The sequence below is a fragment of the Dactylosporangium sp. CA-139114 genome, assembly GCF_050955725.1.
GTDB lineage: Bacteria > Actinomycetota > Actinomycetes > Mycobacteriales > Micromonosporaceae > Dactylosporangium.
Genome location: NZ_CP192080.1, coordinates 1,770,031 through 1,795,012, shown reverse-complemented (window position 1 = coordinate 1,795,012; position 24,982 = coordinate 1,770,031). Strand labels below are relative to the sequence as shown.

The 24,982-nt window shown below is 74.9% G+C and carries 19 protein-coding genes; 6 read left to right on the top strand and 13 right to left on the bottom strand.

Annotation, left to right across the window (positions count from 1 at the left end; translation table 11 throughout):
• Window positions 1–16 precede the first annotated feature (16 nt).
• From ACQP2P_RS08060 to ACQP2P_RS08050, 3 genes are all read left to right on the top strand, one after another.
• A complete protein-coding gene (locus ACQP2P_RS08060) occupies window positions 17–1,210 on the top strand; it encodes a thiolase family protein (RefSeq protein WP_433084649.1) in 1,194 nt (397 codons plus the stop codon).
• Window positions 1,207–3,300 carry a 3-hydroxyacyl-CoA dehydrogenase NAD-binding domain-containing protein gene (locus ACQP2P_RS08055; RefSeq protein ID WP_433614312.1) on the top strand — a complete coding sequence of 698 codons (2,094 nt, stop codon included), beginning with the start codon at window positions 1,207–1,209 and terminating at the stop codon, window positions 3,298–3,300. The genes ACQP2P_RS08060 and ACQP2P_RS08055 overlap by 4 nt, the downstream gene beginning before the upstream one ends.
• Window positions 3,301–3,407: 107 nt before the next feature.
• Complete coding sequence (locus ACQP2P_RS08050; protein WP_433614310.1) at window positions 3,408–4,529, top strand: peptidoglycan DD-metalloendopeptidase family protein; 1,122 nt, start codon at window positions 3,408–3,410, stop codon at window positions 4,527–4,529.
• Window positions 4,530–4,846: 317 nt separating this feature from the next.
• On the opposite strand, the gene ACQP2P_RS08045 is transcribed toward ACQP2P_RS08050, so the two are convergent.
• Complete coding sequence (locus ACQP2P_RS08045; RefSeq protein WP_433614308.1) at window positions 4,847–5,365, bottom strand: VOC family protein; 519 nt, start codon at window positions 5,363–5,365, stop codon at window positions 4,847–4,849.
• A gap of 125 nt (window positions 5,366–5,490) precedes the next feature.
• Here ACQP2P_RS08045 and ACQP2P_RS08040 point away from each other — a divergent pair, with 125 nt between their 5' ends.
• Together ACQP2P_RS08040 and ACQP2P_RS08035 are read left to right on the top strand one after the other, a co-directional pair.
• A complete protein-coding gene (locus tag ACQP2P_RS08040) occupies window positions 5,491–6,177 on the top strand; it encodes a Clp protease N-terminal domain-containing protein (RefSeq protein ID WP_433614306.1) in 687 nt (228 codons plus the stop codon).
• Window positions 6,174–7,130 (top strand): asparaginase, encoded by a 957-nt coding sequence (locus ACQP2P_RS08035; protein WP_433614304.1) that lies wholly within the window; start codon window positions 6,174–6,176, stop codon window positions 7,128–7,130. Before ACQP2P_RS08040 ends, ACQP2P_RS08035 begins: the two co-directional genes overlap by 4 nt.
• 123 nt (window positions 7,131–7,253) lie before the next feature.
• Here the strand turns inward: ACQP2P_RS08035 and ACQP2P_RS08030 are convergent, their stop codons facing one another.
• Window positions 7,254–8,270 (bottom strand): hypothetical protein, encoded by a 1,017-nt coding sequence (locus ACQP2P_RS08030; RefSeq protein ID WP_433614302.1) that lies wholly within the window; start codon window positions 8,268–8,270, stop codon window positions 7,254–7,256.
• Window positions 8,271–8,334: 64 nt separating this feature from the next.
• Between ACQP2P_RS08030 and ACQP2P_RS08025 the strand changes: the two genes are divergently transcribed.
• Window positions 8,335–8,916 carry a TetR/AcrR family transcriptional regulator gene (locus ACQP2P_RS08025; protein ID WP_433614300.1) on the top strand — a complete coding sequence of 194 codons (582 nt, stop codon included), beginning with the start codon at window positions 8,335–8,337 and terminating at the stop codon, window positions 8,914–8,916.
• Between the two features lie 125 nt (window positions 8,917–9,041).
• On the opposite strand, the gene ACQP2P_RS08020 is transcribed toward ACQP2P_RS08025, so the two are convergent.
• The 11 genes from ACQP2P_RS08020 to ACQP2P_RS07970 form a co-directional block, all read right to left on the bottom strand.
• On the bottom strand, window positions 9,042–10,016 hold the full coding sequence (locus tag ACQP2P_RS08020) for a hypothetical protein (protein WP_433614298.1): 975 nt from the start codon (window positions 10,014–10,016) through the stop codon (window positions 9,042–9,044).
• Between the two features lie 456 nt (window positions 10,017–10,472).
• Window positions 10,473–12,227, bottom strand: coding sequence for a diguanylate cyclase domain-containing protein (locus ACQP2P_RS08015; RefSeq protein WP_433614297.1), 1,755 nt, complete (start codon window positions 12,225–12,227; stop codon window positions 10,473–10,475).
• Window positions 12,228–12,307: 80 nt separating this feature from the next.
• Window positions 12,308–13,510 (bottom strand): sensor histidine kinase, encoded by a 1,203-nt coding sequence (locus ACQP2P_RS08010; RefSeq protein WP_433614295.1) that lies wholly within the window; start codon window positions 13,508–13,510, stop codon window positions 12,308–12,310.
• Window positions 13,507–14,172 carry a response regulator transcription factor gene (locus tag ACQP2P_RS08005; protein ID WP_433614294.1) on the bottom strand — a complete coding sequence of 222 codons (666 nt, stop codon included), beginning with the start codon at window positions 14,170–14,172 and terminating at the stop codon, window positions 13,507–13,509. The genes ACQP2P_RS08010 and ACQP2P_RS08005 overlap by 4 nt, the downstream gene beginning before the upstream one ends.
• Before the next feature lie 81 nt (window positions 14,173–14,253).
• Window positions 14,254–15,633 carry a PQQ-binding-like beta-propeller repeat protein gene (locus tag ACQP2P_RS08000; protein ID WP_433614292.1) on the bottom strand — a complete coding sequence of 460 codons (1,380 nt, stop codon included), beginning with the start codon at window positions 15,631–15,633 and terminating at the stop codon, window positions 14,254–14,256.
• Between the two features lie 74 nt (window positions 15,634–15,707).
• On the bottom strand, window positions 15,708–17,054 hold the full coding sequence (locus ACQP2P_RS07995; RefSeq protein WP_433614290.1) for a PQQ-binding-like beta-propeller repeat protein: 1,347 nt from the start codon (window positions 17,052–17,054) through the stop codon (window positions 15,708–15,710).
• Window positions 17,051–18,355 carry a PQQ-binding-like beta-propeller repeat protein gene (locus tag ACQP2P_RS07990; RefSeq protein WP_433614289.1) on the bottom strand — a complete coding sequence of 435 codons (1,305 nt, stop codon included), beginning with the start codon at window positions 18,353–18,355 and terminating at the stop codon, window positions 17,051–17,053. Before ACQP2P_RS07990 ends, ACQP2P_RS07995 begins: the two co-directional genes overlap by 4 nt.
• A complete protein-coding gene (locus tag ACQP2P_RS07985) occupies window positions 18,352–19,743 on the bottom strand; it encodes a PQQ-binding-like beta-propeller repeat protein (protein ID WP_433614287.1) in 1,392 nt (463 codons plus the stop codon). The genes ACQP2P_RS07990 and ACQP2P_RS07985 overlap by 4 nt, the downstream gene beginning before the upstream one ends.
• 714 nt (window positions 19,744–20,457) lie before the next feature.
• On the bottom strand, window positions 20,458–22,416 hold the full coding sequence (gene dxs, locus ACQP2P_RS07980) for a 1-deoxy-D-xylulose-5-phosphate synthase (RefSeq protein WP_433614284.1): 1,959 nt from the start codon (window positions 22,414–22,416) through the stop codon (window positions 20,458–20,460).
• A gap of 87 nt (window positions 22,417–22,503) precedes the next feature.
• The gene (locus tag ACQP2P_RS07975) at window positions 22,504–23,754 is read right to left on the bottom strand and encodes an ABC transporter substrate-binding protein (protein WP_433614282.1); all 1,251 of its coding nucleotides are present in this window, start codon (window positions 23,752–23,754) and stop codon (window positions 22,504–22,506) included.
• A 60-nt stretch (window positions 23,755–23,814) separates the two neighbouring features.
• The gene (locus ACQP2P_RS07970) at window positions 23,815–24,975 is read right to left on the bottom strand and encodes a hypothetical protein (protein ID WP_433614280.1); all 1,161 of its coding nucleotides are present in this window, start codon (window positions 24,973–24,975) and stop codon (window positions 23,815–23,817) included.
• Between the last annotated feature and the right edge of the window lie 7 nt (window positions 24,976–24,982).

Here is a 24,982-nt window from a genome sequence, read left to right as displayed (position 1 = left end):
TCGCTAGGAGGACTCTGTGCCCCGTGCTGTCCGCGACGTCGTCTTCGTCGACGGCGTGCGCACCCCGTTCGGCAAGGCCGGTGGGATGTATGCCAACACCCGCGCCGATGACCTGGTCATCCGCTGCATTCGCGAGCTGCTGCGGCGCAACCCGCAGCTGCCGCCGGAGCGTGTCGACGAGGTGGCCATCGCGGCCACCACGCAGACCGGTGACCAGGGTCTGACCATCGGCCGGACCGCGGCTCTGCTCTCCGGCCTGCCCAAGACCGTCCCCGGATACGCCATCGACCGCATGTGCGCGGGCGCCCTGACCGCGGTGACCACCGTGGCCGGCGGCATCGCGTTCGGCGCCTACGACGTGGCCATCGCCGGCGGCGTCGAGCACATGGGGCGCCACCCGATGGGCGAGGGCGTCGACCCCAACCCGCGCATCCTCGCCGAGAAGCTCGTCGACCCCTCCGCGCTGGTGATGGGCTCCACCGCGGAGAACCTGCACGACCGCCTGCCCGGGATCACCAAGGAGCGGGCCGACCGGTTCGGCTACGCCTCGCAGGTGAAGACGGCCGCCGCCTACGCCGCCGGCAAGCTGCAGCCCGACCTGGTCAGCGTCGCCACCCGCGACCCGGAGACCGGCTGGGGCCTGGCGACCGTCGACGAGGCGCCGCGCGAGACCAGCCTGGAGAAGCTCGCGACCCTCAAGACGCCGTTCCGCCCGCACGGCCGGGTCACCGCGGGCAACGCGGCCGGCCTGAACGACGGCGCCACCGCGTCGATCATCGCGGCCGAGGAGGTGGCCCGCGAGCTCGGGCTGCCGGTCGGGATGCGGCTGGTGTCCTACGGCTTCGTCGGCGTCGAGCCCGAGGTCATGGGCTTCGGCCCGGTGCCCTCGACGGAGAAGGCGCTGCGCCTGGCCGGGCTCACCATCGACGACATCGGCCTGTTCGAGCTCAACGAGGCGTTCGCCGTGCAGGTGCTCGCCTTCCTCGACCACTTCGGCATCGCCGACGACGACCCGCGGGTGAACCCGTGGGGCGGCGCGATCGCCGTGGGTCACCCGCTCGCCTCCTCGGGCGTGCGGCTCATGACGCAGCTGTCGCGGCAGTTCGCCGAGCGGCCCGACGTGCGCTACGGCCTCACCGCCATGTGCGTCGGCATCGGCATGGGCGCGTCCGTGATCTGGGAGAACCCGAACTGGGAGGGCGACAAGTGACCGCCGGCAACTCGGCTCAGGCAGCGCTGACGAACCCGAACGAGGTCGTGACGAAGGCGCTGCTGCGCTTCGTGACCCTGCCGAGCCGCGAGCGGGCCGCGCTCATCACGCTCGACAACGGCTTCGACCACACCAAGCCCAACTCGTTCGGCCCGGGCGGCCTGGCGAGCCTGGAGGCCGCGATCGACGAGGCCATCGCGGCCGCGCCGAAGTTCATCGCGCTGACCGGCAAGCCCTACATCTTCTGCGTCGGGGCCGACATCACCGCCATGCCGCTGCTGACCGAGCACGCGCAGGCGGTGGAGCTGGGCCGGTTCGGTCACCGGGTCTTCAAGAAGTTCAAGGATTCCCCGGTACCGACCTTTGCCTTCATCAACGGCGCGGCGATGGGCGGCGGCCTCGAGGTCGCGCTGCACTGCCACTACCGGACCGTCTCGTCCGGCGCCGCGGCCCTCGCCCTGCCCGAGGTCGCGATCGGCCTCGTGCCCGGCTGGGGCGGCACCCAGCTGCTGCCCAACCTCATCGGCATCGCCCCGGCCGCGCAGGTCATCCTGCAGAACCCGCTCACCCAGAAGCAGCTCAAGCCGGCCCAGGCGCACGAGTTCGGCATCGCCGACGCGATCTTCGAGCCGGCCGACTACCTCGAGCGCTCCCTGGCGTGGGCCGAGGGCGTGGTCGACGGCGAGATCACGGTGACCCGGCCCGAGGTCGACCGGGACATGTGGGACGGGGTGCTGTACTTCGCCAAGCACCAGCTCGACGAGCGCCTCCACGGCGCGGTGCACTCCGCGAACAAGGCCCTCGAGCTGCTCGCGCTGGCCAAGGACGCGTCGTTCGAGGACGGCACGGCGGCCGAGGACGAGGCGCTGGCCGGCCTCATCATGGGCGACCAGGCCCGGGCCAGCCTCTACGCCTTCGACCTGGTGCAGCGGCGCGCGAAGCGGCCGGCGGGCGCCCCGGACCGCAACCTGGCCCGGGACGTCACCAAGGTCGGCATCGTCGGGGCGGGCCTCATGGCCTCCCAGCTGGCGCTGCTGTTCGTGCGGCGGCTCGAGGTCCCGGTCGTGCTCACCGACCTCGACCAGGAGCGCGTCGACAAGGGCGTCGGCTACGTCCACGCCGAGATCGACAAGCTGGTGGGCAAGGGGCGCCTGGACGCGGGCCGCGCCGCGAAGTACAAGGGGCTCATCGGAGGCTCGGTCGACAAGGCCGCGTTCGCCGATGCCGACCTGGTGCTGGAGGCGGTCTTCGAGGACCTCAAGGTCAAGAAGCAGGTGTGGGCCGAGGTCGAGGCCATCGTCCGCGACGACTGCGTCCTGGCCACCAACACCTCCTCGCTGTCGGTCACCGAGATGGCCGCCGACCTCGCCCACCCGGAGCGGGTCGTCGGGCTGCACTTCTTCAACCCGGTCGCGATGATGCCGCTGCTGGAGATCGTGCGGGCCGACCGGACCGACGACGCGACCCTCGCGACCGCCTTCGCCGTCGGCAAGGCGTTGAAGAAGTCGTCGGTCCTGGTCAAGGACGCTCCGGCGTTCGTCGTCAACCGGCTGCTGACCCGCTTCCTCGGCGTGGTCACCGCCGCGGTCGACAACGGCACCCCGATCGAGGTCGCCGACGCCGCGCTCGACCCGCTGGGCCTGCCGATGCGCCCGATGGCGCTGCTGAGCATGGTCGGCCCGGCCGTCGCGCACCACGTCGCCGAGACGCTGCACCACGCGTTCCCGGACCGCTTCGGCGTCTCGGCCAACCTGGCCCGGGTCGTCGGGGCCGGCAAGCGGGGCTTCACCGACGCCGGGGGCAACCCCGACCCCGAGGTCCTCGCCCTGCTGGAGGTCGGCGACGCCCCGTCGACCGCCGAGCAGCTGCGGGCCGAGGCGACCGAGGCGCTCGCCCGCGAGATCCGGCTCATGCTCGACGAGGGTGTCGTCGCCGACCCGCGCGACATCGACCTGTGCATGATCCTCGGCGCGGGCTGGCCGTTCCACCTGGGCGGCGTCACGCCGTACCTGGACCGGGAGGGCATCTCCGAGCGGGTGACCGGCGCTCGCTTCCTGCCCGACGGTGCGGCAAACGCCCCGAAAGAGTGAATCAATCCTGAAATATCGGACCGTGAACCCCGCCCACGCCTAGCGTTGGCGGGGTTCGCGGTCCCCCCGGCCCGAGCGCGGAGCCAGCTCGATCCCGGGGGTGCACCATGCGCAAAACGATCTTCGTCGTGGCCGGCATGCTGGCGGCCGCACTGGTGCCCCCGTCCGGCGCCCAGGCCGCGAGCGTCGGCGCCACCGTCGTCTCGCCCAAGCGCCCGCTGAACGTCCGCGCCGGCGCGGCGGTCTGGACCCGCTCCCTGCGCACGCTGCCCAACGGCACCGCGGTCGCCATCGAGTGCCAGGTCAAGGGCCAGCTCATCGACCAGGGCCCGGTCCGCGTCACCGACCAGTGGGACCGGCTCACCGACGGCTCGTTCATCAGCGACGCGTGGGTGCGCCGCCCGCAGGCCGCCCCGCCCCCGTGCACGGCCGAGCAGCAGACCGCGGCGCCCGCCGCCGCGCCCGCCGCCCCGACGACCGCCGGCACGGTGGCGTCGGGCGCCATCCCGCTGAAGACCCGCGGCGGCCCGGCCCGCAGCGCGATCCTCTACGCGGGGCTGCCCAACGGCACCCCGCTCAACATCGCGTGCCAGGTCCAGGGCGAGCAGATCACCGGCACCATGCGCAGCACCGCGATGTGGGACCGCCTCGACTCCGGCGCCTACGTCTCCGACGCCTACGTCAACCGCGGAGCCACCCCGCCGTCGTGCACCGCCCCCGCCGCGGCCCCGCCGGCCGCCGCCCCGGCCCCCGGGGCCCCGGTCGCCGAGGCCGGCCGCTGGGTGAGCCCGCTGCCCGGCTTCTCGGCCCGGCCCGGCTTCCGCACCCCGACGAACCCCAACCACGTGGGCGTCGACATCATGTCGTTCGTCGGCACCCCGATCCACGCGGCGTCGGCCGGCACCGTGGTCGAGGTCGTGTGCAACATCGAGGCCGGCCACAGCTGCGACCAGACGGGCAGCGCCTCGGTCGGCGGCTGCGGCTGGTACGTGAAGATCCAGCACGCCGGCGGCGTCTCCACCCTGTACTGCCACATGGTGCGCAAGGGCGTCGTGAAGCCCGGCCAGAAGGTCGCGGCCGGACAGGTGATCGGCTACGTCGGCAGCTCCGGCAACTCCTCCGCCCCGCACCTGCACTTCGAGGTCCACGTGAACACCCCGCCGACCTCGCCGGGCAACGCGATCGACCCGCTGCCCTTCATGCGCACGCACGGCGCGCCGATCGGCTGAGCCCGCGTGCGGGTTCTCAATGAATCTCGCACTTCCTCGTCGATCTGTCACTCGGTCTGTCACTTCGCGACATTCCATTGAGAAGCGTCGGCACGGCTGTCCGGTCCCCGCGAGGTTGGCAGTTTCTCAGCGATCCGCGTAGTCGTCTTGGCGGGTTCTCGGGCGGTGTGGCGGTTGTGGCGCTCGCGTCCTCCAGGCCGGTGGCATGGCCCCGCGCGACACGTTTGGCGGGAAGCTACACCGCCGCGGGCCCCTCGCCCGCGAGGCCGCGGCAGCGCGTCAGGCGACGTGCCGCGGCGGGGCGCCCGCACCGGGGCTCAGCCGGCCGGCAGGCGGCTGACGACGCTGTGGGCGCGGCCGCTCAGCTCCCGGTCCAGGGTCTCCTGGGCGTCGCGCATCGCGTCGGCGTACCGCGGTTCGGCGAGCCGCCGCATCCCCTCCTCGGGCGCGACGTCCTCGACCACCGCGCTGATCCACCAGATGTTGCCGAACGGGTCTCGAATCCGGCCGCCCCGCTGGCCGAAGGCCTGGGTGGCCGCCGCGGTGACCACGCGGGCCCCGGCGGCGACCCCGCGCTCGATCGTCCGGTCGGCGTCGGCGACGAAGACCCGCAGCAGCGACGGCATGGCCGGCCAGCCGGGCAGCCGGTCGAAGGCGAGCAGGACGGTGTCGCCGACGCGGATCTCGGCGTGCCCGATCGTGCCGTCCTCCAGCCGGACGCGGCCCGTCTCGGCCCCGTCGAACACCGCGGTGACGAAGTCCAGCAACCGCCCGGTGTCGGGCGTGACGATCCACGGCGCGACGGTCGTGTACCCGGCCGGTGGGGTGCTGCTCATGAAGATCTCCCTCGTGTCGTGGCGGAACTTCGGCCCACGCTAGGACCGGTACAGGCCAGTTCTCGTCCTAGACCCGGGCCGCCGCGTCACTCGACGTATAACCCCATGCGGGGTATACCTGACGGGTGCCCAAAATCAACGTCTACCTCCCCGACGAGCTCGCCGAGGCGGTCAAGGCCGCCGGCATCCCGGTCTCGGCCATCTGTCAGCGCGCGCTCGAGCAGGCCGTGCGGAGAGTGACCGCGATCCGCGAGACGGTCCTCGGCGACCTCGACGACGCCGCCCTGGCCGCCCGCCTGCCGCACTTCACCGCCCGCGTGCGCACCGTGCTGCGCCTGGCCGCCGAGCACGCGGCGGCCGGGCGGGCCCCGGCCGTCGGCACCGCCCACCTGCTGACCGGCATCGTCGCCGAGGGCGGCAACCTGGCGCTGCACGTCCTGCGCGCGATCGACATCGAGCCGTCGGCGGTCCCCGCGGCGATCAGCGCGACGCCCGAGCCGGCCGAGTCCGCGGACGGCCGCCGGTTCAGCGCCCCGGCCGCGGCGGCGCTGGAGCTCGCGGTCACCGAGGCGACCGCGCTGGGCCACAACTACGTCGGCTGCGAGCACCTGCTCCTGGGCCTGGTCGCCGAGCCGGACGGCGCGGCCGGTCAGGCCCTGCGCGCCCTGGGCGCCGAGCTGCGCCTGACCCGCCGCGCCGTGACCGCGGCGCTGGCCGGCTACGTCCACCTGCAGGCCCAGTCCCCCACCCTGGAGTCCGCCCTGGCCCCGCTGCTGGAGCGCATCGAGCGGCTGGAGCACCGGCTCCCATGACCCGCAGCGTGCTCCTGCTGGCCTCCAAGGACACCATCGCGTACCGCACCGGCTCCATCGCCACCGGCGCCGCCCTCCTCGCCGCCGCCGCCCCGCCGGCCGGCGTCGACGTCACGGTCGAGGACGTCCTGGCCGAGCCCGGGTGGGACGCCTCCCCCGCGACGATGGCCGCGACCGCGCGCCGCGTCCGCGCGGCCCTCGGCGAGGAGGGCTTCCACGGCGTCGTCGCGACCCACGGCACCGACACACTGGAGGAGGCGGCCTACCTGACCGACCTCGTCGCGGCCGCCGGCCCCGGCACAGCCCGCGGCGCCATCGTCTTCACCGGCGCCCTGCACCCGCTCGACGCCCCGGACAGCGACGGCCCCGCCAACCTGACGGCCGCCCTGGCCGCCGCGGCGGACCCGGCCGCGGCCGGCCTCGGCGCGCTCGTCTGCCTCGACGGGGAGCTGCACGCGGCCGCCCGGGTGCGCCAGGCCGCCACGTCGCGCCCGGGCGCGTTCACCTCCGCCCCGCACGAGCCGCTCGGCCGCGTGCACGGCGGCCGCGTCACCCTGACCGCCGCGCCGCCCCCGCGCCCCCCGACGCCGCCGGGCGAACCGGAGACGAACGTGGCGCTGGTCAAGGTGTACCCGGGGATCGGCCCGGCGCCGCTCATCGCCGCCACCGACGCCGGGGCGAGGGGCGTGGTGCTGGAGGGCACCGGGGCGTTCAACGTCCCCGTCTCCCTGCTGGGCACCGTCGCCGACCTGGTCTCCTGGGACATCCCGGTCGTCGTGACCTCCCGCGCCCGCGCGGCCGGGTCGCCCCGCCTCCCCGACGGGCTGGCGGCCACCGTCGGCGCCATCCTCGCCCCGCAGCTGACCGCCGGGAAGGCCTGGGCCGCGCTCATGGTCGCGCTGGGCGCCGAGGGCGGCGTCGCGGCCGCGCGCGACTACTTCGCCCGGCTCTGAGCGGGCCTCGGGCAGCGTCACGGCCGGTCGCGGCCCCAAGCCCCCCAGGGCCGCAGTGCTCCCAGGGCCGCAGTGCCCCCAGGGCCCGAGAACCGCGCTGGCGGGCCTCGAGCGAACTCGCGGCTACGAAGCCCGAAGCCCGCTCAGCGCGCGGGCGCGGCCGTAGTCGGCGAGGGCGTGGAACGCGGCCTTCGGTGTCCACGAACCGTCCGGCAGCACCCGCACGATCCCGCGCGCGGCCAGGTCGAAGTCGCGCCCGGGATCCCCGGTGGTGGGCAGGTGCCGGTTCGCGAACGTGTAGACGAACGCCGCCTCCACGCCGCCGGCCTCGTAGTCGCGCAGCAGGTCCAGGATGTAGCGGGCCTGGCCCTCCTCGTCGCGCTCCAGCCCGGGCGTGATCGTCGCGGCCGTGCCGTGCTCGTCGTACGTCACCGGCTCCGCCGCCCCCGCCACCTCCCCCGCGCCGCGGAACGTGCAGCAGCCGAACTCGGTCGCGGCGTACGGCTTGCCCTGCCCCACCGCCGCCGCCAGGCTCTGCGGGAACGCCGCGGCGTTGGTCGCGTCGCGGTAGCCGGCGTCGCTCGCGATGATGTCGAACGGCGCCCAGTCCACGGCCTCCAGCGGGATCGAGGCGTAGCCGACGGGCCCGCCGAAGCGCTCCCGCACGGCGGGCACGGCCTCGGCGAGGAAGTCGTGCACGGCGGCCCGCGCGGCCGGGACCGCCTCGCGCATGCGCATCGGGTCGGTGAACAGCGCCATGCGCTCGGCCAGGTCGCGGCCGGGCAGGAAGCCGTCGGTGAACATGGCGATCTCGGAGCCGGTGAGGAAGACGACCCGCGCCCCGCCACGCCGCAGCCGCTCGGCCCGCTCGGCGCCGTCGAGCACGAACGCCAGGAGCGCGTCGCGGTCGAGGCCGTTGGTGAACGGGCAGTACCACACCTCGAGCCCGGCCTCGGCCGCCAGCCGCGCGGCCAGTTCGAGCCGGTTCTGCACGCCGCCCGTGATGCGCACCGCGTCGCAGTGCAGCTCGTCGCGGATGACGCGCAGGTCGCGCCGGACGGTCTCGGGGTCCCACGGCTCGTGGGTCGTGGACCCGCCGCTGACGAAACCGGTGTCGTAGTTCATGCCGAAGACGCGCATCGCCCAACCCTCCAAATACGGTACGGCCAGTACCTTATAGGGTACGTCGAGTACCCTGCAAGCCATGACCACGAGACGCCGGGGCGCCGAGCTGGAGCAGGCGATCCTGCGCGCGGCCGCGGACGAGCTGCGCGAGTCCGGCTACGCGGGCATGACCATGGACCGGGTCGCCGCCCGGGCCGGGACCAACAAGAACGCGATCTATCGCCGGTGGCCGCATCGGGCGGCCCTGGGCGTCGCGGCGTACCGCCACCTCACCGACGCCGTGATGCCGAACCCGGACACGGGAACGCTGCGGGGCGACGCCCTGGAGATGCTGCGCCGGGCCAACGAGACCTGGTCGTCCCCGCACGGCACGATCCTGCGCGGGCTCCTGGCCGCCGCGGCCGACGACCCGGCGCTGCTCGACCTCATGCGCGAACGCTCGGGCGCGGCGACCATGGACCGTGTCTGGCTGGCCATGCTCGAGCGCGCCGTGGCGCGCGACGAGGCGCCGCCCGCGGCCGCGCACCCGCGCGTGGCGACGACCCCGATGATGCTGCTGCGCGCCGAGTACGCGATGCGCGGCATCCCGACCGTCCCCGACGAGGTGCTGGTGGAGATCGTCGACGAGGTCTTCCTGCCCCTCGTCCGCGGCCGCGCCTGAGCCCAGCGCACGCCACCCGCGCGGCACGGCACGGGCACCGCGCGCCCCGAGCCCACGCACAGCACCACCCGAGCGGCAACTCCGCCGGGGACCTCGCGGCACGCGCGCGCCGGGGCGGAGGCCGCTCAGCCGCCGCCGAGGTGCGGCAGGGCCCGCGCGGCCGCCTGCACCGCGGCGACCGCCGCCTCCACCGCCTCGTCCGGCCCGCCCGGGCGCACGGTCAGGTGCACCTCGTAGGTCAGCGGCGCGTCGGCGACGATCGGCACCCACTTGAAGCGGTCCGCGTGCCGCCCCCCGAACTCCATCCCCGCCTTGAACGGCAGCGCCACGTCCGAGGGCACCACGAGCACCCGGCCGTCCCAGCGCGCCGCGGTCTCGTGGCGCAGGCGCAGCACGGCGGCCGCGGTGTCCGCCGTCGGCCTCCCGGCGCCGCCGCCGGGGTGCCGGTCCAGGCCCCACGCCGCACGGCGGTCCTCGGGGACGCCGGTGAGGTGCGGAATCGGACGGTACCGCCGCAGCAGCTCCGGCAGCGCCAGCCGCACGCCCGGGAAGTGCGCCGCCGGGACCATGGCCTCCAGGCGCGCCGTGTAGAGGCGCACCGAGCGGCGGCCCGGCGCCCCGGGCGCGCCGATGAGCAGCGCGTGCCGGTGGAGCTCCGGGGCCGCGTGCCGATGGGGCTCGAGGTATTCGACGGCGACCCGCGCCCGCCCGAACCGCTCGGCCAGCCGCGCCTGCGCGGGCGCGACGAACGCCGCGTGGTGGGGCAGGCACGCCAGCCGCGGCAGCCCGTCGGCGGGGCCGGGCCGGCGCATCAGCTCGTATTCGCCGACGACGCTGCGGGCCGCCCGCTCGAAGTCCCGCCCGCGCTCGGTCAGGCGCAGCTGCCCGCGGTTGCCCTCGAAGAGCGGCTCCCCGCACCAGCGCTCGATCCGGGCGATGGTCTTGCCCACCAGTTGCCGCGCGTAGGGCCGGTCCCGCAGGTGCGACGGCCGCGTCGGCGACAGCGCCTCCGCGGCCTTCGTGTGCTGGCGGTGCTCGGCGACGGCGAGGAACACGCGGCACTCCCACTCGTCGGGAGCGACGTCGTCGCTGACGGCCATGTCCGGAGAACCTAGAAGGGGCGCGGGCACCGGCGGAAGCCGGAAATCGGGTTTTCGCCACAGGGGCAAAAACCGCCCATACCCCCTTGCGTTCGTGACCGTCGGTTACCTGACGTATCAGGGACTTCGTGACGCTGCGTGAGATAGACCGTAACGCGGCGCCGCTTCCGAGCGTGTTACACGGTCCGTAGAGGGCGGATCACTCTACGCCGGGTGATCGAACCACCCGGGTGCGCGCGCCTTCGGCAACTACGGTGCGCACGCGCGACGGGGGCGGTAGACAGGTGAGCGGCGGCGGGTACGCGACCGAGGGGGACCAGGTGACACCCACACGCGTCACGGCGCTGACGATCGAGCTGGTGCAGCGGGGCGCCGTGCGCACCACGCTGACGGTCCGCTCCCCCGCCCCGCCCGACGCGGGACCCCCGGCGAAGCCGCTGGTCCCGGTCGCCGCCGTCAGGCCCGATGCCGTCCCGGCCGGTCGCGGCCGTTCTTGACCGCGTACATCGCCTGGTCGGCCGTGCGCAGCACCGCTTCCGGGTGCTCGCCCGGCCCCGCCAGGTGCACGCCGATGCTCGCCCCGATCCGGACCTCCTCGCCCTGAATCAGGAACGGCGCGTCCGCGCAGGCCCGCAGCCGGGCGACGACCGAGCGCGTCTCGTCCTCGGTGCCGATCCCGGGCAGGAGCAGCACGAACTCGTCCCCGCCGACCCGGGCCAGCACGTCGACCGGCCGCAGGCAGCCGCTCAGCCGCGCCCCGACCTGCCGCAGCAGCTCGTCCCCGGCCTCGTGGCCGAACTCGTCGTTGACCGGCTTGAAGCCGTCCAGGTCGACGAAGAGCACCGCGACCGGCTCGGCCTCCAGCGAGTCGGCGAGGCGCTGCTGGAGCCGGCGCCGGTTGGGCAGGCCGGTCAGCGGGTCGTGGTGGGCGTCGTGGGCGAGGCGGTCCTGCCGCTCGCGGGAGTCGGTGATGTCCCGGGCGTTGATCACCACGCCGTCGAGGGCCGGGTTGTGCAGCTGGTTGGAGGCGGTGAGGTCGAACCAGCGGTAGTCGCCGCCGGCCTGGCGCACCCGGACCTGCAGGCGCTCCAGGGCGCCCTTCTGCGCCGTCAGGGCCGCGAACCGCTCCCGTAGGTGCGGGCGCTCGTCCGGGTGGACGATCTCGAAGACCGGGGTGCCCACGCGCGTGACGCCGAGGATGCGCCGGCCGCTCGGGCTGGCGTACTGCACCCGCCCCTCGTCGTCGAGCACCACCACGACGTCGGGGGCGTGCTCGACCAGGGCCGAGAAGCGCTCCTCGGCGCGGCGGCGCACGAGCTGCGAGCGGTAGCCGAGGATGGCCAGCCCCGCGACCCCGACGAGCAGCATCGTGAGCAGCGCCAGGTTGATGGTCAGGCTGCGGTTGCGCACCGGCCCGTCGAAGGTGACCGTGGACTGCGTGCGCACGTAGGCCCAGCCGCCCGGCAGCCCGCCGTGGACCGTGGCGATCATCGAGTGGCCGCGCTCGGAGTACGTGACGAACACCGAGTCGGTGGAGGTGACCTTCGCCGCGATCGCCGGGTCCACGCGGCCGCCGAGCTGGGACGGGTCGCTGGACGCGCCGATCACCCCCGCGGCGTCCACGAGCAGTGAGACGTGCGAGTCGTCCGTGAGCTTGACGAGGTACTCCTGCAGCTGACTCTTCGCCAGGGGCACGAACCCGTACAGGATCGCCGCGGGCTGGCTGCCCACGACGATGAGCACGGCCACCGCCTGCACCAGGGTGCCGCGCATCGTCATGATCGAGGAGAACCCGGGCCGGCCGAGCGCGAGCGAGGAGATGAGCGGCTTGAACGCGGCCGACAGCGGGTCGGGGAACATGCTCGCGGGGCCGCTGGCGCTGAGCGCGTTGCCGGTCAGGTCGGTGAGCATGAGCCCGTAGCCGAACGACGGCGACTTCTTCGCGTACTCCTGCAGCGCCGCCGCGTCGCCGGCGTCACCGGCCGTCATCGACAGCGGGTGGCTGGTGACGAAGTCGTTGAGCTCCTCGGCCGAGACGAGCAGCATGTGCGCGGCGAGGTCGCCGTTGTTGGTGGCCAGGGCGAGGGAGTCGGCGCGGTGCACGGTCTCGGCCGTGCGCAGCGCGGAACGGTTCACCGAGATGCCGACGGCGCCGATGGCCAGCAGCAGCGCGACGCTGACACCGACGACCAGCCAGCTGCGCAGCCGCATCCGACCCCCTCCGACGCATCCGGGGAAACGTAGGACAGATCGGCCCGCCGCGCGGAGGTTCTGAGCAGAAGTGCCCGCCGTCACACGACGGGGACGGGCGCGGTGCCGCTCAGCACCGGGGTGACCGCGGCGGCCGGCAGCGAGACGGTGACCTCCAGCCCGCCGCCGTCGAGGGCGACCGCGGAGACACCGCCGCCGTGCGCCTCGCACACGGCCCGCACGATCGACAGCCCGAGCCCGGTGCCGCGGGCGCCGGTGCGCTCCCGGCCGCCGCGGCGGAACGGCTCGAACAGCGCGGGCAGGTCGGCCGGCTCGACCTCGAATCCGGTGTTGCCGACCACGAGCCAGGCGAGCGTCTCGTCGGTGCCGGTGCGCACCCAGATCCGCCCGGCCAGATGGTTGTACCGCACCGCGTTCTCGATGAGATTGCCCGCCAGCCGCTCCAGCAGCCCCGGGTCCCCGACCACGTTGGCCGGGGCCAGGTCGGTGCTGACGTCGAGCTTGAGCCGCTTGACCTCCTTGCCCATCGCCGACAGGGCGACGGTGACCCCGGTGGCCAGGTCGGTGCTCACCTTCCGGCCGAGCCGCCGCCCGGCCTGGGCCTCGGTGCGGGCCAGCAGCAGCAGCGACTCGACCAGCGCGTTGGCCCGCATCGAGGCGTCGCGCACGACGGTGGCCATGCGGCGGTACTCCGCGACGTCCGCCTCCGGGTCGTCGAGGGTCACGTCGACCTCGGTGCGCATCACGGCCAGCGGGGTGCGCAGCTCATGGGAGGCGTTGGCCACGAAGCGTTTCTGGGTCTCGAACGCGGCCGTGATGCGGTCGAGCATCGCGTCGAAGGTCTTCGCGAGCTCGGCCACCTCGTCGTCGGCCCCATCGTAGTTGATCCGCGCGTCGAGGGACTCCCCGGAGAGGCGCTGGGCCGTGGTCGTGACCCGCTGCAGCGGCCGCAGGGAGCGCCCGGCCACGACGTAGGCTCCCGCGACCCCCACGGCCCCGATGAGCAGCAGCGCGAGGCTGCCCCGGGTCAGCAGCTCCCACTCGGCGGCGTCGACGAGGTCGGTCTGCCAGGTGTGCGCGTCGATCTCGGTGCCGTCGGCCAGCACCACCCTGGTCCCGGGCTGCAGCTGGTCGGCGGGCTTGAGCGCGCCGTCGACCAGGATGTAGGCCAGCACGACCAGCACCAGCCCGGCCCCGACGAGCAGGATGCCGTTGAGCAGCGTGAGCCGCAGGCGCAGGGTGGGGCGGAAGACGGCGGTGCGGCGGGCGTCGTAGATGGTCATTGGGGCGGCCGCGTCCGGTACCCGGCGCCGACCACGGTCTCGATGAGCGCCGGATCGCCGAGCTTCTTGCGCAGCGTCATCATCGTGACCCGCACCGTCGTGGTGAACGGGTCGGCGTTGGCGTCCCAGACCCGCTCCAGCAGCTCCTCGCTGGAGACCACCGCGCCGCGGGCCTTGAGCAGCTCCTCGAGCAGCCCGAACTCCTTGCGGGTGAGGTCCAGCGGCTGCCCGGCCCGGGTCGCGACCCGCTTGGCCTGGTCGAGAACGAGGTCGGCGATGGTGAGCACGGGCGGCGCGGCCGGGGTGGCGCGCCGGCCCAGGGCCTGCACCCGGGCGACGAGCTCGTCGAAGGCGAAGGGCTTGGGCAGGTAGTCGTCGGCGCCGATCTGCAGGCCCTCGACCCGGTCGGCGACGCTGCCGCTGGCGGTGAGCATCAGCACCCGGGTCAGCGCGCCGGAGCCGACCAGGTCGGCGCAGATGTCGTCGCCGTGCACGCCGGGCAGGTCGCGGTCGAGCACCACGACGTCGTAGCGGGTGACCATCGCCATCTCGTGCCCGGCGGTCCCGTCGTAGGCGACGTCGACGGCCATGCCCTGCCGCCGAAGTCCCCGGACGATCGCGTCGGCGAGATTCGTCTCGTCCTCGATCACGAGCACGCGCACGCCCTTCACCCCCAGCCGAATCCGGGCCAGTGTGGTTCACGGGACGTGAAGTTCCCGTGAAAGCCCTGGCTGCCAATGTAGCTACCCGGGCAACCGCCACAGCCGCACCGAGTCCCCGCCGGCGAGGCAGGCGAGCCGGTGATGGCGCACCGAGCAGCGCGACGGGACGGTGCTGACGTTGCCGAGCGGGGTGATGGCGCCGGTGCGCAGGTCGATGCGGGCCAGCCGGGAACCGTCGCCTTCCGGACGCTGCACGAGCACCGAGCCGGCCGGGGCGGAGCCGATGCCGTCGTCGTCCGTGCCGTCGCCGGCGTCCGGCACCACGGCCCAGCCCGCGAGGTCGGCGCGGTCGGCGCCGGTGGACCAGTCCACGACGCGCACCCGCGTGAAGTCGCTGCGGTCGCGGGCGACGAGCACGCCGGGGCCGGCCGCGTCGAGCCGCACCGGGCGCCGCCAGGCCTCGGCGCCGGTGGCCGGGTCGAGCACGGCGAGGTCGCGCCAGTTGGGCACGCAGACCATCGGGCCGCACATCACGACCACGGGGCCGTAGGCGATCTCGGCGATCGGCGCCTGCTGCGCCGAGGAGAACAGCAGGTGCCACCGGTAGCGCAGGGTGTCGCTGCCGTACGCCGTGATGAGCGCCCCGTCCGCGCGCACCGCGACGATCACGAGGAGGCCGCCGACGATCCGGACGCTGGTCGGCGGGGTGTCGGCGAGCTCGGGGACGTCGGCGGCGACGGACACGCCCCCGGTGACGGCGCTGCGGATCTCGGTGCGGCCGCCGGAGTACCAGACCGCGAACCAGGCGCTGCCGGGCACGCCGGGCGCGACGACGCGGGCCCCGCCGGGCGCGTCGAACGCCCACCGGACGGCGCCGGACTCGGCATCGAGCCCGGCCAGGCGGACCGGGTCCGGGGCGGCGCCGCGCGGCGGCACGACCGGCGGGCAGACGGCGGCCCGGTCGTCGATGGTGAGCAGCCCGGGCGCGCCGCCGTCCGGGCCGGCGACGACGGCGATCGGGGCGCCGCCCCGCGACCACTGCGCCCGGCCGGTGGCGGGGTCGATCCGCTCCAGGCTCCAGCCGGCGGCGGCGGTGCAGGGGCGGTGGCGCACGTACGCGCGGTCGGCGGCCAGGTAGGCCTGCCCGCCCTCGGGCCCGGCCAGCGAGCGGCTCCACCTGACCTTGCCGGTGCTCCAGTCGTAGGCGGTGAGCCCGGGCTCGTCGCGGACGGCGTAGACGGCGGAGCGGTCGGCGACCAGGTCGGAGGCGTGCTCGGCGAGGGTGCCGGCCTCCTCGACGGCGGTCCCGGGCCGCGAGCCGGTGGCGAAGAGCACCACGAGCGTCACCATCAGCACGACGGGCCACCGCCGGCGCCCGGCCCCGCGCGGGGGCGGCCACTGCAGCGTCTCCCCGCCGTCGACGACCCCGTGCGATTCACCAAGATCGATCAGCTCGCCCACGTCACCAGCGTCCCCGCATCAGCGCTCGGTCGCCAGCCGGAAGGGCACGACCTCGGCGGCCCGGGTTCGCTGTGCTAACGCCGGGCCGCCGCCGGCAGCGGCCAGACCGTCACTTCTCCGGCGAGGCCGCAGGCCACGAGCCGCTCGTCGGCGGCGCACGCCGGCACGCCGACCCAGGACGCGCCGGTGCCGAAGACCGTGATCCGGCCGCCGGCGGGGTCGAGCAGCCCGAGCCGGGTGTCGAGCTGTCCGTCGTCGCGGCGCCAGACGACGACCCGGCCGCCCTGCACCCCGACGGGCCGCCAGTCGCCGAGGCGGGCCCGGACGGCACCGGTGTGCGCGTCGACGAGCACGCCCCGGGCCATGGGATCGCCCTGCCGCCCGCCCGCGGTCAGCACGAGCGTCGCCGGCTGCGCGCTCGCGCCGACGATGGTGTCGTAGCCCTCGACCCGCCACGCCGGCCGGCCGGTGCCCGCGTCGAACGCCGCGAACCCGCCGTCCTCGGCGCGGCACCACCGCCCGGGCGCGCAGCCGACGAGCCCGCCGAGCCCGGCCGGGGGCAGGTGCCACAGCGGCCGGCCGCTCGCCCGGTCGTAGACGTCGTCGCCCCCGGCGGCCGTGACCACGACCTGCCCGGCCCGCGCGCCCGGGGCGCCGCGGTCCTCGCCGAGCTCGAAGATCGCGGCGGCGCCGGGCCGCCGCAGGCGCTCCGTGCGCGCGGGGGCGCCGGTGGCCAGGTCGTAGCCGGTCAGGACGCCGTCCGGGCCGAGGACGGTGAGCGAGGTCAGCTCCCATCCCCCGCCGATCGGGCGGCCGAGGGAGGCCTCGCGACCGGCGGGCACGGTGCTGCTCCAGAGCGTCGCGCCCGTGCGCTCGTCCACGGCCAGCAGCGCGATCGGCGGGCGCTGCGCCGAGTCCGGCGTCGCCGGCGACTGCGTGGTGTCCTCGAGCAGGAGCCGGCCGCCGAAGCGCCCGATCAGCGAGACGCCGCCGCGCTGCCAGAGCTGCCGGCCGGTGCGCGGGTCGAGCGCGCGCACGTTCTCCAGCGCCCGCCCGTCGCCGAGCCACACGTGCAGCACGGCGACGTCCGCGTCGGCATAGGCGAGCTGCTGCGCGTCGCCGAGGTCGGCGCCCCACAGCCGGGCGCCGGCGGGGCCGTACACCTCCAGCCGGTGCGGCCCCTCGCCGGAGTACCGCGTGACGAAGATCCGCCCGCCCCCGAGGTCGGCTCGCTGCGCCCCGGTGCCGATGTGCAGCACGGGCGCGGAGACGGCCGAGGCGTCGCCCGGCACCAGGGCGGCGAGCACGGCCACGGCGAGCGCCGCCGCCCGGCGCGTGGGTCCGGACAGCCGCGGCCGCCGGGGCCGCGGGGTCTCCGGCGGCGACCAGGGTGCCGCGTCCCCGAGATCGATCACGCTCACGGCAGCCTCCAGACGGTCAGCCCGTTGCCCAGGCAGACGACCACACCCGCACCGGTCCGGCAGCGCGGCGCCGGGCCGAGCCGGCCGCGCCCGACCACCCGCACGTGGCCGGTCCGGGGATCGTAGAGGCCGACGAGCCCCTGCCACTGCCCGGCGTCGGTGTGGGTGACCACGCTGCGGGGGCCGACGGTGATGTACGTGGCGACCCACCCGGTCAGCCGGTGCGTGACGGCGCCGGTGCGGGCGTCGATCGCCAGCACGACGGGGTCGTGCGTGAGCGATGTCGAGTTGCCCAGGCCGCCCGCGACGATCAGGTCTCCGGAGACGTCGAAGATGTCGTTGTACTGCCCGACGTCCCACACGCTGCGCCCGCTCGCCGCGTCCAGGCCGTGGATGCCGTCGCCGCCCACGAAGCACCAGCGCCCCGCCCCGCAGCGGAACGGCCGCCCGCCCAGCTGGCCGAGGCGCCACAGCAGCCGGCCCGAGGCGAGGTCGTAGACGTCCGGGCCCGGCTGGCCGATGCGGCCCACCACGACCCGGTCGCCGGAGACGGTGAAGTCGGAAACGTTGCCGCCCAGCTCCGCCAGCGGCGTGCGGGTCGTCACCGCGCCCGAGACCGGGTCGCGGCGCTGCAGGGTGCCGCCGGCGGTGAGCTCGTCGATCGCGCCGAGCGTGTCCGGATGCGCGTCGGAGCCGTCGTAGGAGACCAGCGAGCCGGCCGGCAGCGTCTGGTCCCACGCGGGCGCGCCGGTGCGCGGGTCGACGCCCAGCAGCCGCGTCGGTGTGTCGTTGCCGACGCGTGTGTACGGCCGCGTCACCCCGGTGACGTCCTCCAGCAGCACGACCGGGCCGGCGGGCCCGATGACCACGGACGCGGGCCGGTGCCACAGCTGGGCGCCGGTGCGCCGGTCGAGCGCCGTGGCGCCGGCCTCCTCGGCCGACTGCCGGCCGTACGCCGAGCTCAGCACCAGCACCTCGCCCGCGGCGAAGGCCAGGCCCTCGTTCTCCCCGGACCGTGGCCGGCTCCACAGCAGCCGCCCGCCGACCGTGCGCGCCTCGAAGCGGCCGGGCCCGCCGTCCTCGAACCGCGAGACGAACAGCAGCCCGCCGTCGAGCTGCGCGTCGAGCACCCGGTCCGCGAGCGTGAACAGCGGCCGCCCGTCGCGGGGCGGCCCGTCGGCGACGAGCAGCGCGGCGGCGAGCACGGCGACCACCAGCTCGGCCAGGCGCCCCCGGCCCCGGCGGACCGGCTCGTCCGGCGGTGACCACGCCCAGGCGTCGCCGAGATCGATCAGGCTCATCGCAGCCTCCACACGTACAGCACCCCGACCGCGAGGCAGGCGACCCGCTCGGCGGTGGCGGCGCACTGCGGCGCGCCGTAGAAGTCGGGGGCGCGGCCGATGACGTGCACCGACCCGTCCGCGGGGTCGAGCCGCCCGACGACCGCGTCCGTGGTGCCGGCCGGGCGCCAGACGAAGGACGGGGTGCCGGGCGCGGCCATGAAGGGCCCGTTGGCGAGGAACCAGCCCCGCCGCTGCCAGGCGACGCCCCCGCCCCGGTCGGCCGGGAACGCCGCCACGTCGTCGGGCTTGAACCGCTCCGCCGTCGCGCGGAACATCACCAGCCGGTCGCCGGTGTCCTGCAACAGCGCCGAGTAGTCAGGGACCCGCCACAGCACGGCCCCGGTGGCCGGGTCGAGCACCTCGGTCCCGCCCTCGCCGAAGACGCAGTAGTGCGCGCGCAGGCAGGGGACGGGCCCGTTCCAGGCCGGCGACTCCCCCGCCCACGTCCACAGCCGCCGCCCCGAGGCGAGGTCGAACACCTCGGTCCCGCCGCGCCCGGCCGGCAGCACCAGCTCCTGCCCGGGCAGCCCGGCCTGATGACGCGAGACGACGCCCGCGACGTCGAGCCGGAAGCTCCCGGTGACCGCCCCGCCGACCGGGTCCCGCACCCGCAGCGCCCCGTCGCGGTCGAGCTCGCGCAGCCCGCGCAGCAGGGGGTACGGCTCGTAGTCGAGCCCGCTCTCCGTCCCCGGCGCCAGCTCGGCCGTCCACCGTGCAGTGCCCGTTCGCTCGTCGAGCCCGAGGTACCGCTCGTGGTGCGGCACCCGCGGCAGCGCGACGGCCGGGTCGTCGGGGTTGCCGTAGGAGGTGTCGAACCGGTCGTCCTCGCCCGTCCACGCGAGCTCCTGCACCACGACGACGTCCCCGGCCAGCCCGGCGAAGCGCGCCCGCTCCCGCCGCCACCGCAGCGCCCCGGTGGCGGCGTCGAGGCCGTCGACCCACCCCTGCAACGCCCCGCCCGTGTCGGCCCGCTCGACCTGCACGATCGCGGTCCGGCCGGTGAGCGCGACGTAGGACTCGGCGGCCGCGCTCTCCCGCCGCCAGAGCAGCCGCCCGGTCCGCGCGTCGAGCGCCTCGGCGACCGGGTCGGCGCCGGTCCGGTACCGGTGCACGAGGATCCGCCCGCCCGCGGCGTCGAGCGCGAGCACCTGGAACCCGGCCGTCCACAGCGGCTCCAGCCCCGGCCGGTGGTCCGCGCCGCCCGGCAGCACCGCGGCGACCCCGAGCACGAGCATCCCGAGGACGGCGCGCCGCCACCGGCGCCGTCGCCGCGCGACGGCGGGCCCGGGGCGCTGCGGCGGTTCCCAGGGCGCACTGATGTCGAGCTCGATGATGGCGTCGGACACGGGCCCCCTCTCTCCGTCAGAAGAGAGTCTTCTGCACGCCGCTCAGGTTGCGTACCGTCCGGCGGGGCGACATGTCGGACGCTCCGCATCACGACATGTCGGATTTATACCCTGACGGGCGGCACAACGGATGCATGGTTCGCCGCACGGACGAAGCCGGACTCGGGTTCGCGGGGGTGCGGACCGTCGCTCCCGCCAGACACCGCTGGGCGCTGCGCGCCGACGCTGCCAGGTCCGCGGATGGTCGCCCGCACCCCGAGCATTCGCGGACGCTGCGCGCCGACGCCGCCAGGCTCCCGGATGTCCGCCCACACCCGAGCACGCACGAACCCCGCGCGCCGACGCTGCCAGGTCCGCGGATGGTCACCCTCACCCCGAGCATTCGCGGACGCTGCGCGCCGACGCCGCCACGCCCACGAACGCCCACCCACACCCCGAGCACGCACGAACCCCGCACGCCGACGCCACCACGCCCACGAATGGCCGCCCACACGCGAGACCCGGCCGAGGCTGCGCGCCGGGCCGCCGGGTGCCGGAGGCTCGCGCGAGGGCGACCAGGTGGATACATCGAGGGTGACCCGCGGCGGACCTGGCAGCGACGGCGCGCCAGCGCCGAGCGGTGTCTGGCGGGAGCGACGGTCCGCACCACGGCGGACCCGAGCAGAAAAAAGCCCTGGTCGCGGACCGAAACCGCCCGCGACCAGGGGAAAATCTCTAGCGGCGCGGCGCCCGGGCCGGCGGCGCCGACGTCAGCGGCGCCGGCTCCTCGATGCGGCTCACCCACTCGGTGACCTGCCGCGCCACGTCCTGCGCGGTGAGGCCCAGGTCGGCCAGGATCTCGTTGCGCGACCCGTGCGGGTGCCAGCCCTGCTCGACGCCGAGGTCCTTCAGCGGCACCCACACGTCGGCGTCGCGCAGGGACTTCGCGATGGCGTCGCCCACGCCGCCGGTCCGCACGCCGTCCTCGAGGGTCACGACGAGCCGGTGCTCGCGGGCGAGGGCGACGAGCTCGACCGGCACCGGGCGGACCCAGCGCGGGTCGACGACGGTCACGCCGTAGCCCTGCTCGGCCAGGCGCGCGGCCACGTCCATGCCCATGTGCGCGAAGGCGCCGACGCTGACCAGCAGCACGTCCTTGCGCTCGTGCTCGGCGAGCACGTCCACGCCGCCGAAGCCGTCGACGCCGCCCACGCGGCGCACGGCGGGCAGGTCGGCCGGGACCGAGCCGGTCGGGAAGCGCAGGATCGTCGGGCCGTCGTCGATGCCGACCGCCTCGCGCAGCTCCTCGCGCACCGTCTGGGCGTCGCGGGGCGCGGCCAGGCGCAGGCCCGGCACCACGCCGAAGACCGACATGTCCCAGATGCCGTAGTGCGACGGGCCGTCGGGGCCGGTGACGCCGGCCCGGTCGAGCACGAACGTGACCGGCAGGCGGTGCATGGCCACGTCGAGCAGGACCTGGTCGAAGGCGCGGTTGAGGAAGGTCGCGTAGACGGCGACGACCGGGTGCAGGCCGCCGATGGCCAGGCCGGCCGCGGAGGTCGCCGCGTGCTGCTCGGCGATGCCGACGTCGTAGGCGCGCTCCGGGTATTTCCGCATGAGCTTCGCGATCCCCGTCGGCTCGGCCATGGCGGCGGTGATGCCGACCACGTCCGCCCGCTCGTCGGCGATCGCGACGAGCTCGTCGGCGAAGACGCCGGTCCACTTGAGCGAGGCCGGGGCAAGCAGCTTGCCCGTCGCGATGTCGAACGCGCCCGGGCCGTGCAGGCAGTCGGCCTCGTCCTCCATCGCCGGGCGGTAGCCGAAGCCCTTGCGGGTCACGGCGTGCACGATGACCGGGCCGCCGAAGTTCTTGGCCTTGCGCAGCGCCGACTCGACGGCCTCGCGGTCGTGGCCGTCGACCGGCCCGACGTACTTGATCCCCAGGTCCTCGAACATGGCCTGCGGCGCGACGGCGTCCTTGATGCCCTTCTTGACCGCGTGCAGCACCTCGTAGAGCGGCGGCCCGACGAGCGGGGTGCGGCCGAGGGAGTCCTTGACGAGGTCGAGCACCTTCTCGTAGCCGGGGTTGAGCCGCAGGTGGGAGAGGTGGTCGGCGAGCCCGCCGATGGTCGGGGAGTAGGAGCGGCCGTTGTCGTTGACGACGATGACCACCGGGTTCTTGGCGGCCGCGATGTTGTTCAGGGCCTCCCAGCACATGCCGCCGGTGAGCGCGCCGTCGCCGACCACGGCGACGGTGTGCCGCGGCTCGCCCCGCAGCGCGAACGCCTTGGAGAGCCCGTCGGCATACGACAGCGCGGTCGAGGCGTGCGAGTTCTCGATGATGTCGTGCTCGCTCTCGGCCTGGCTCGGGTAGCCCGTGAGGCCGCCGCGGCTGCGCAGCAGGTCGAAGCCGTCCTGCCGGCCGGTGACGATCTTGTGCACGTACGCCTGGTGGCCCGTGTCGAAGAGGATGCGGTCCTTGGGCGAGTCGAAGACGCGGTGCAGGGCCAGGGTCAGCTCGACCACGCCCAGGTTGGGGCCCAGATGTCCGCCGGTGCGCGAGACCTTCGCGATGAGGAAGTCGCGGATCTCGGCGGCGAGCACGTCGAGCTGCTCGGCGGTCAGACTACGAAGATCACCCGGGGCCTGGACCGTGCTCAGCAGGGACGCGGCCTCGTTCTCTTCTGTGCTCATGCTCGCCGAGTCTAATGGCGTCGCAAAGTCGCGCACCTGGGCCGGACGAATCTTGACAGGTTCCACACATCGGCCACGGCTCGGGGTTCACCGGCGCCCGGCGACGACGGCGCGGGCGAACCGCGCCGCGTCCTTGTCCTGCACGAACGCGGCCAGCGCCGCGTCGATCGCGGTGCTCCAGGCGGCGTCGGCGACCACCCCGTGGGTGAGCGAGCCGACCACCCGGGTGCCCTCGTCGGCCCATTCGGCGACCGCGGCCGCCAGGTAGCCCGTGTACTTCGACCGGTCGGTGTCCGTCCGCGCCGGCACCGAACCCTTCCGCGGGTTGAACGCGTCCTGCCCGCTCACCGACCCGCACTCGACGAGCCACTTGCGGGCCGCGCCGGGGTGCGGCGCCCCCTTCGGCAGGGTGAAGGAGTCGGACAGGAAGTTGTAGACGCGGTCCGTGCCCGGACTCGCGACGACCCCGTAACCCTCGGTGAACACCAGGCCCCGGGTACGCAGATAGGCGTCCGCCCAGTCACCCATGCAGTTGTACGCCGCGCCGCCGTCCACCACCTTGTCCAGCGCGGGCTGCCAGTCCCCGGCCGGCGTGGCGGCGTCGGTGCGGGCGAGCACCTCGGTGAACATCCGCAGCGCGGCCAGCACCGCGGGGCCCTCCCAGTCGGCGCCGCCGGTCCACAGCTCCGCGTAGGTCTGCGCGCCGAGCTGGCCCAGCAGCACGTTCTCCAGCAGGTGCTTCTGCGTCCAGGCGGGCCCGATCGACAGGGGCGTGAGCCCCCGCCTCGCGATCGTGTCGGCCTGGGTCAGGAAGTCGGCCCAGGTCGACGGCGGCGTGAGGTCCAGGCCGGCCAGGATCTTCGGGTTGTACCAGAGCAGGTTGGACCGGTGGATGTTGACCGGGACGCAGTAGATGGCCCCGTCGACCGTGATCGCCTGGACCAGCCCGTCGGGAAGCTTGTCCAGCCACGACTGTTCGGTGTAGAGCTCGCGCAGGTCCTCGACGTAGCCGCGCCTGATGTCGTCGGCGAGCTCCCGCCCGGCGTGGATCTGGTAGGAGTCGGGCGGGTCGTCGTTCTGCAGCCGCGTGGTCAGCACGGAGCGGGCGATCGTGCCGGCGCCGCCCGCCACCGCCGCGTTGTCGAACCCGATGCCCGCGTTGTGCCGCGCGAAGTCGGCGACGAGGGCCTCGAGCCCCTCCTTCTCCCCCGGGCCGGCCCACCACGAGAAGACCTCGACCTTGCGGTCCGGCGCCTCCGTCACGGCCTCGCTGCCGCACCCGGGCAGGGCCAGTGCCGCGAGCCCGGCGGCGAGCACGCCCCTGCGGCTGACTCCCATACCAGCAGTATCGTCCGGCAAATCGGGCCTATGGCGCAGTACCGGAAAAGCGCTCCCGGCTCAGCGCGCGGCCCCCGGCGGAACCGTCCACTCCGTCTCGCCCGCGGACGGTGCCCCCGGCCGCACGCCCACCTCGGCCGCGAGCGTCGCGGTCGAGAGCGGCTCGTTGCGGGCCCGCATGTCGGCGTACGCGGTCACGGTGAGCACGTCGGTGAGCATCTTCACGCCGCTCTCGAGCAGCGTGGTGACGAGCCGGCTCACCACGAGCGCGGCCATCAGCGACGAGGTCAGCACCACGCCGGTGCCGGTCCGCGAGCCCGGCGTGACCTCCGCGCCCATCGCCAGCTCGATGATCCGGCCGACGAAGTACGACACGATCCCGACCAGCACCGACAGGCCGATGATGCTCGCGATCCGGGCGAGCGCGCTGCCGAAGTCGCGGTGCACGAGCTGGAAGCAGCGCGAGATCGCCGATCCGCCGCGCTCGAACGTGACCACGGCCGGGAGGATGAGAAAGATCGCGTACAGGTAGATGCCCGGCAGCACGCACAGGCACAGCCCGACGCCGATCATGAGCGCGGAGAGGATCTGCCAGCCCCACAGCGGCAGGAACCGGCGCGCGGCGACCGCGAAGGCCGGCCCGAGCCGCGGCGGCTGCCCGGCCGCGACCGTGACCGCGATCTGGTTGGCCGCCACCGTGATCAGCGAGCCGACCATCCCGGCCACCACCGCCCCGGCGAACAGCAGCGCGAACGGCGCCAGCAGCGGGGTCAGCGAGGCCTGCCCGTCGCCGGAGTCCGCGGCGTCGAGCAGGTCGGCGCTCGCCTTGGCCGACCAGACGGCCTCGGGGATGACCACGGCCAGGGTGAGCACGAACCCGATGGCCTGCAGGACCGCGAGCTGCTTCCAGGCGCCCTTGAAGATCGCGAGGCTGCGCTGCCACCAGCCGCCGTAGTCCGGGCTGATCATCGGGTCGTAGCCCGCCTGCCCGCCCGCGGCCGGCACGCCGTAGCCGAAGCTGGGCGCGGCCTGGTAGACGATGTACGACTGCGAGGGGTCGTACCCGACCGGCTCGACCGGGGCCGGGGGCTGCACCGGGGGCGCCGGCGGCGGGGTGAACAGCGGCGGCTGGTCGTCCTCGGGCCCGCCCGGCGCGGACGGCCGCAGGGACGGCGGGCCCGCCGGCTCGTCGGGTCCCGGGGTGGTCGGGGGCTGGGTCATGAATCCT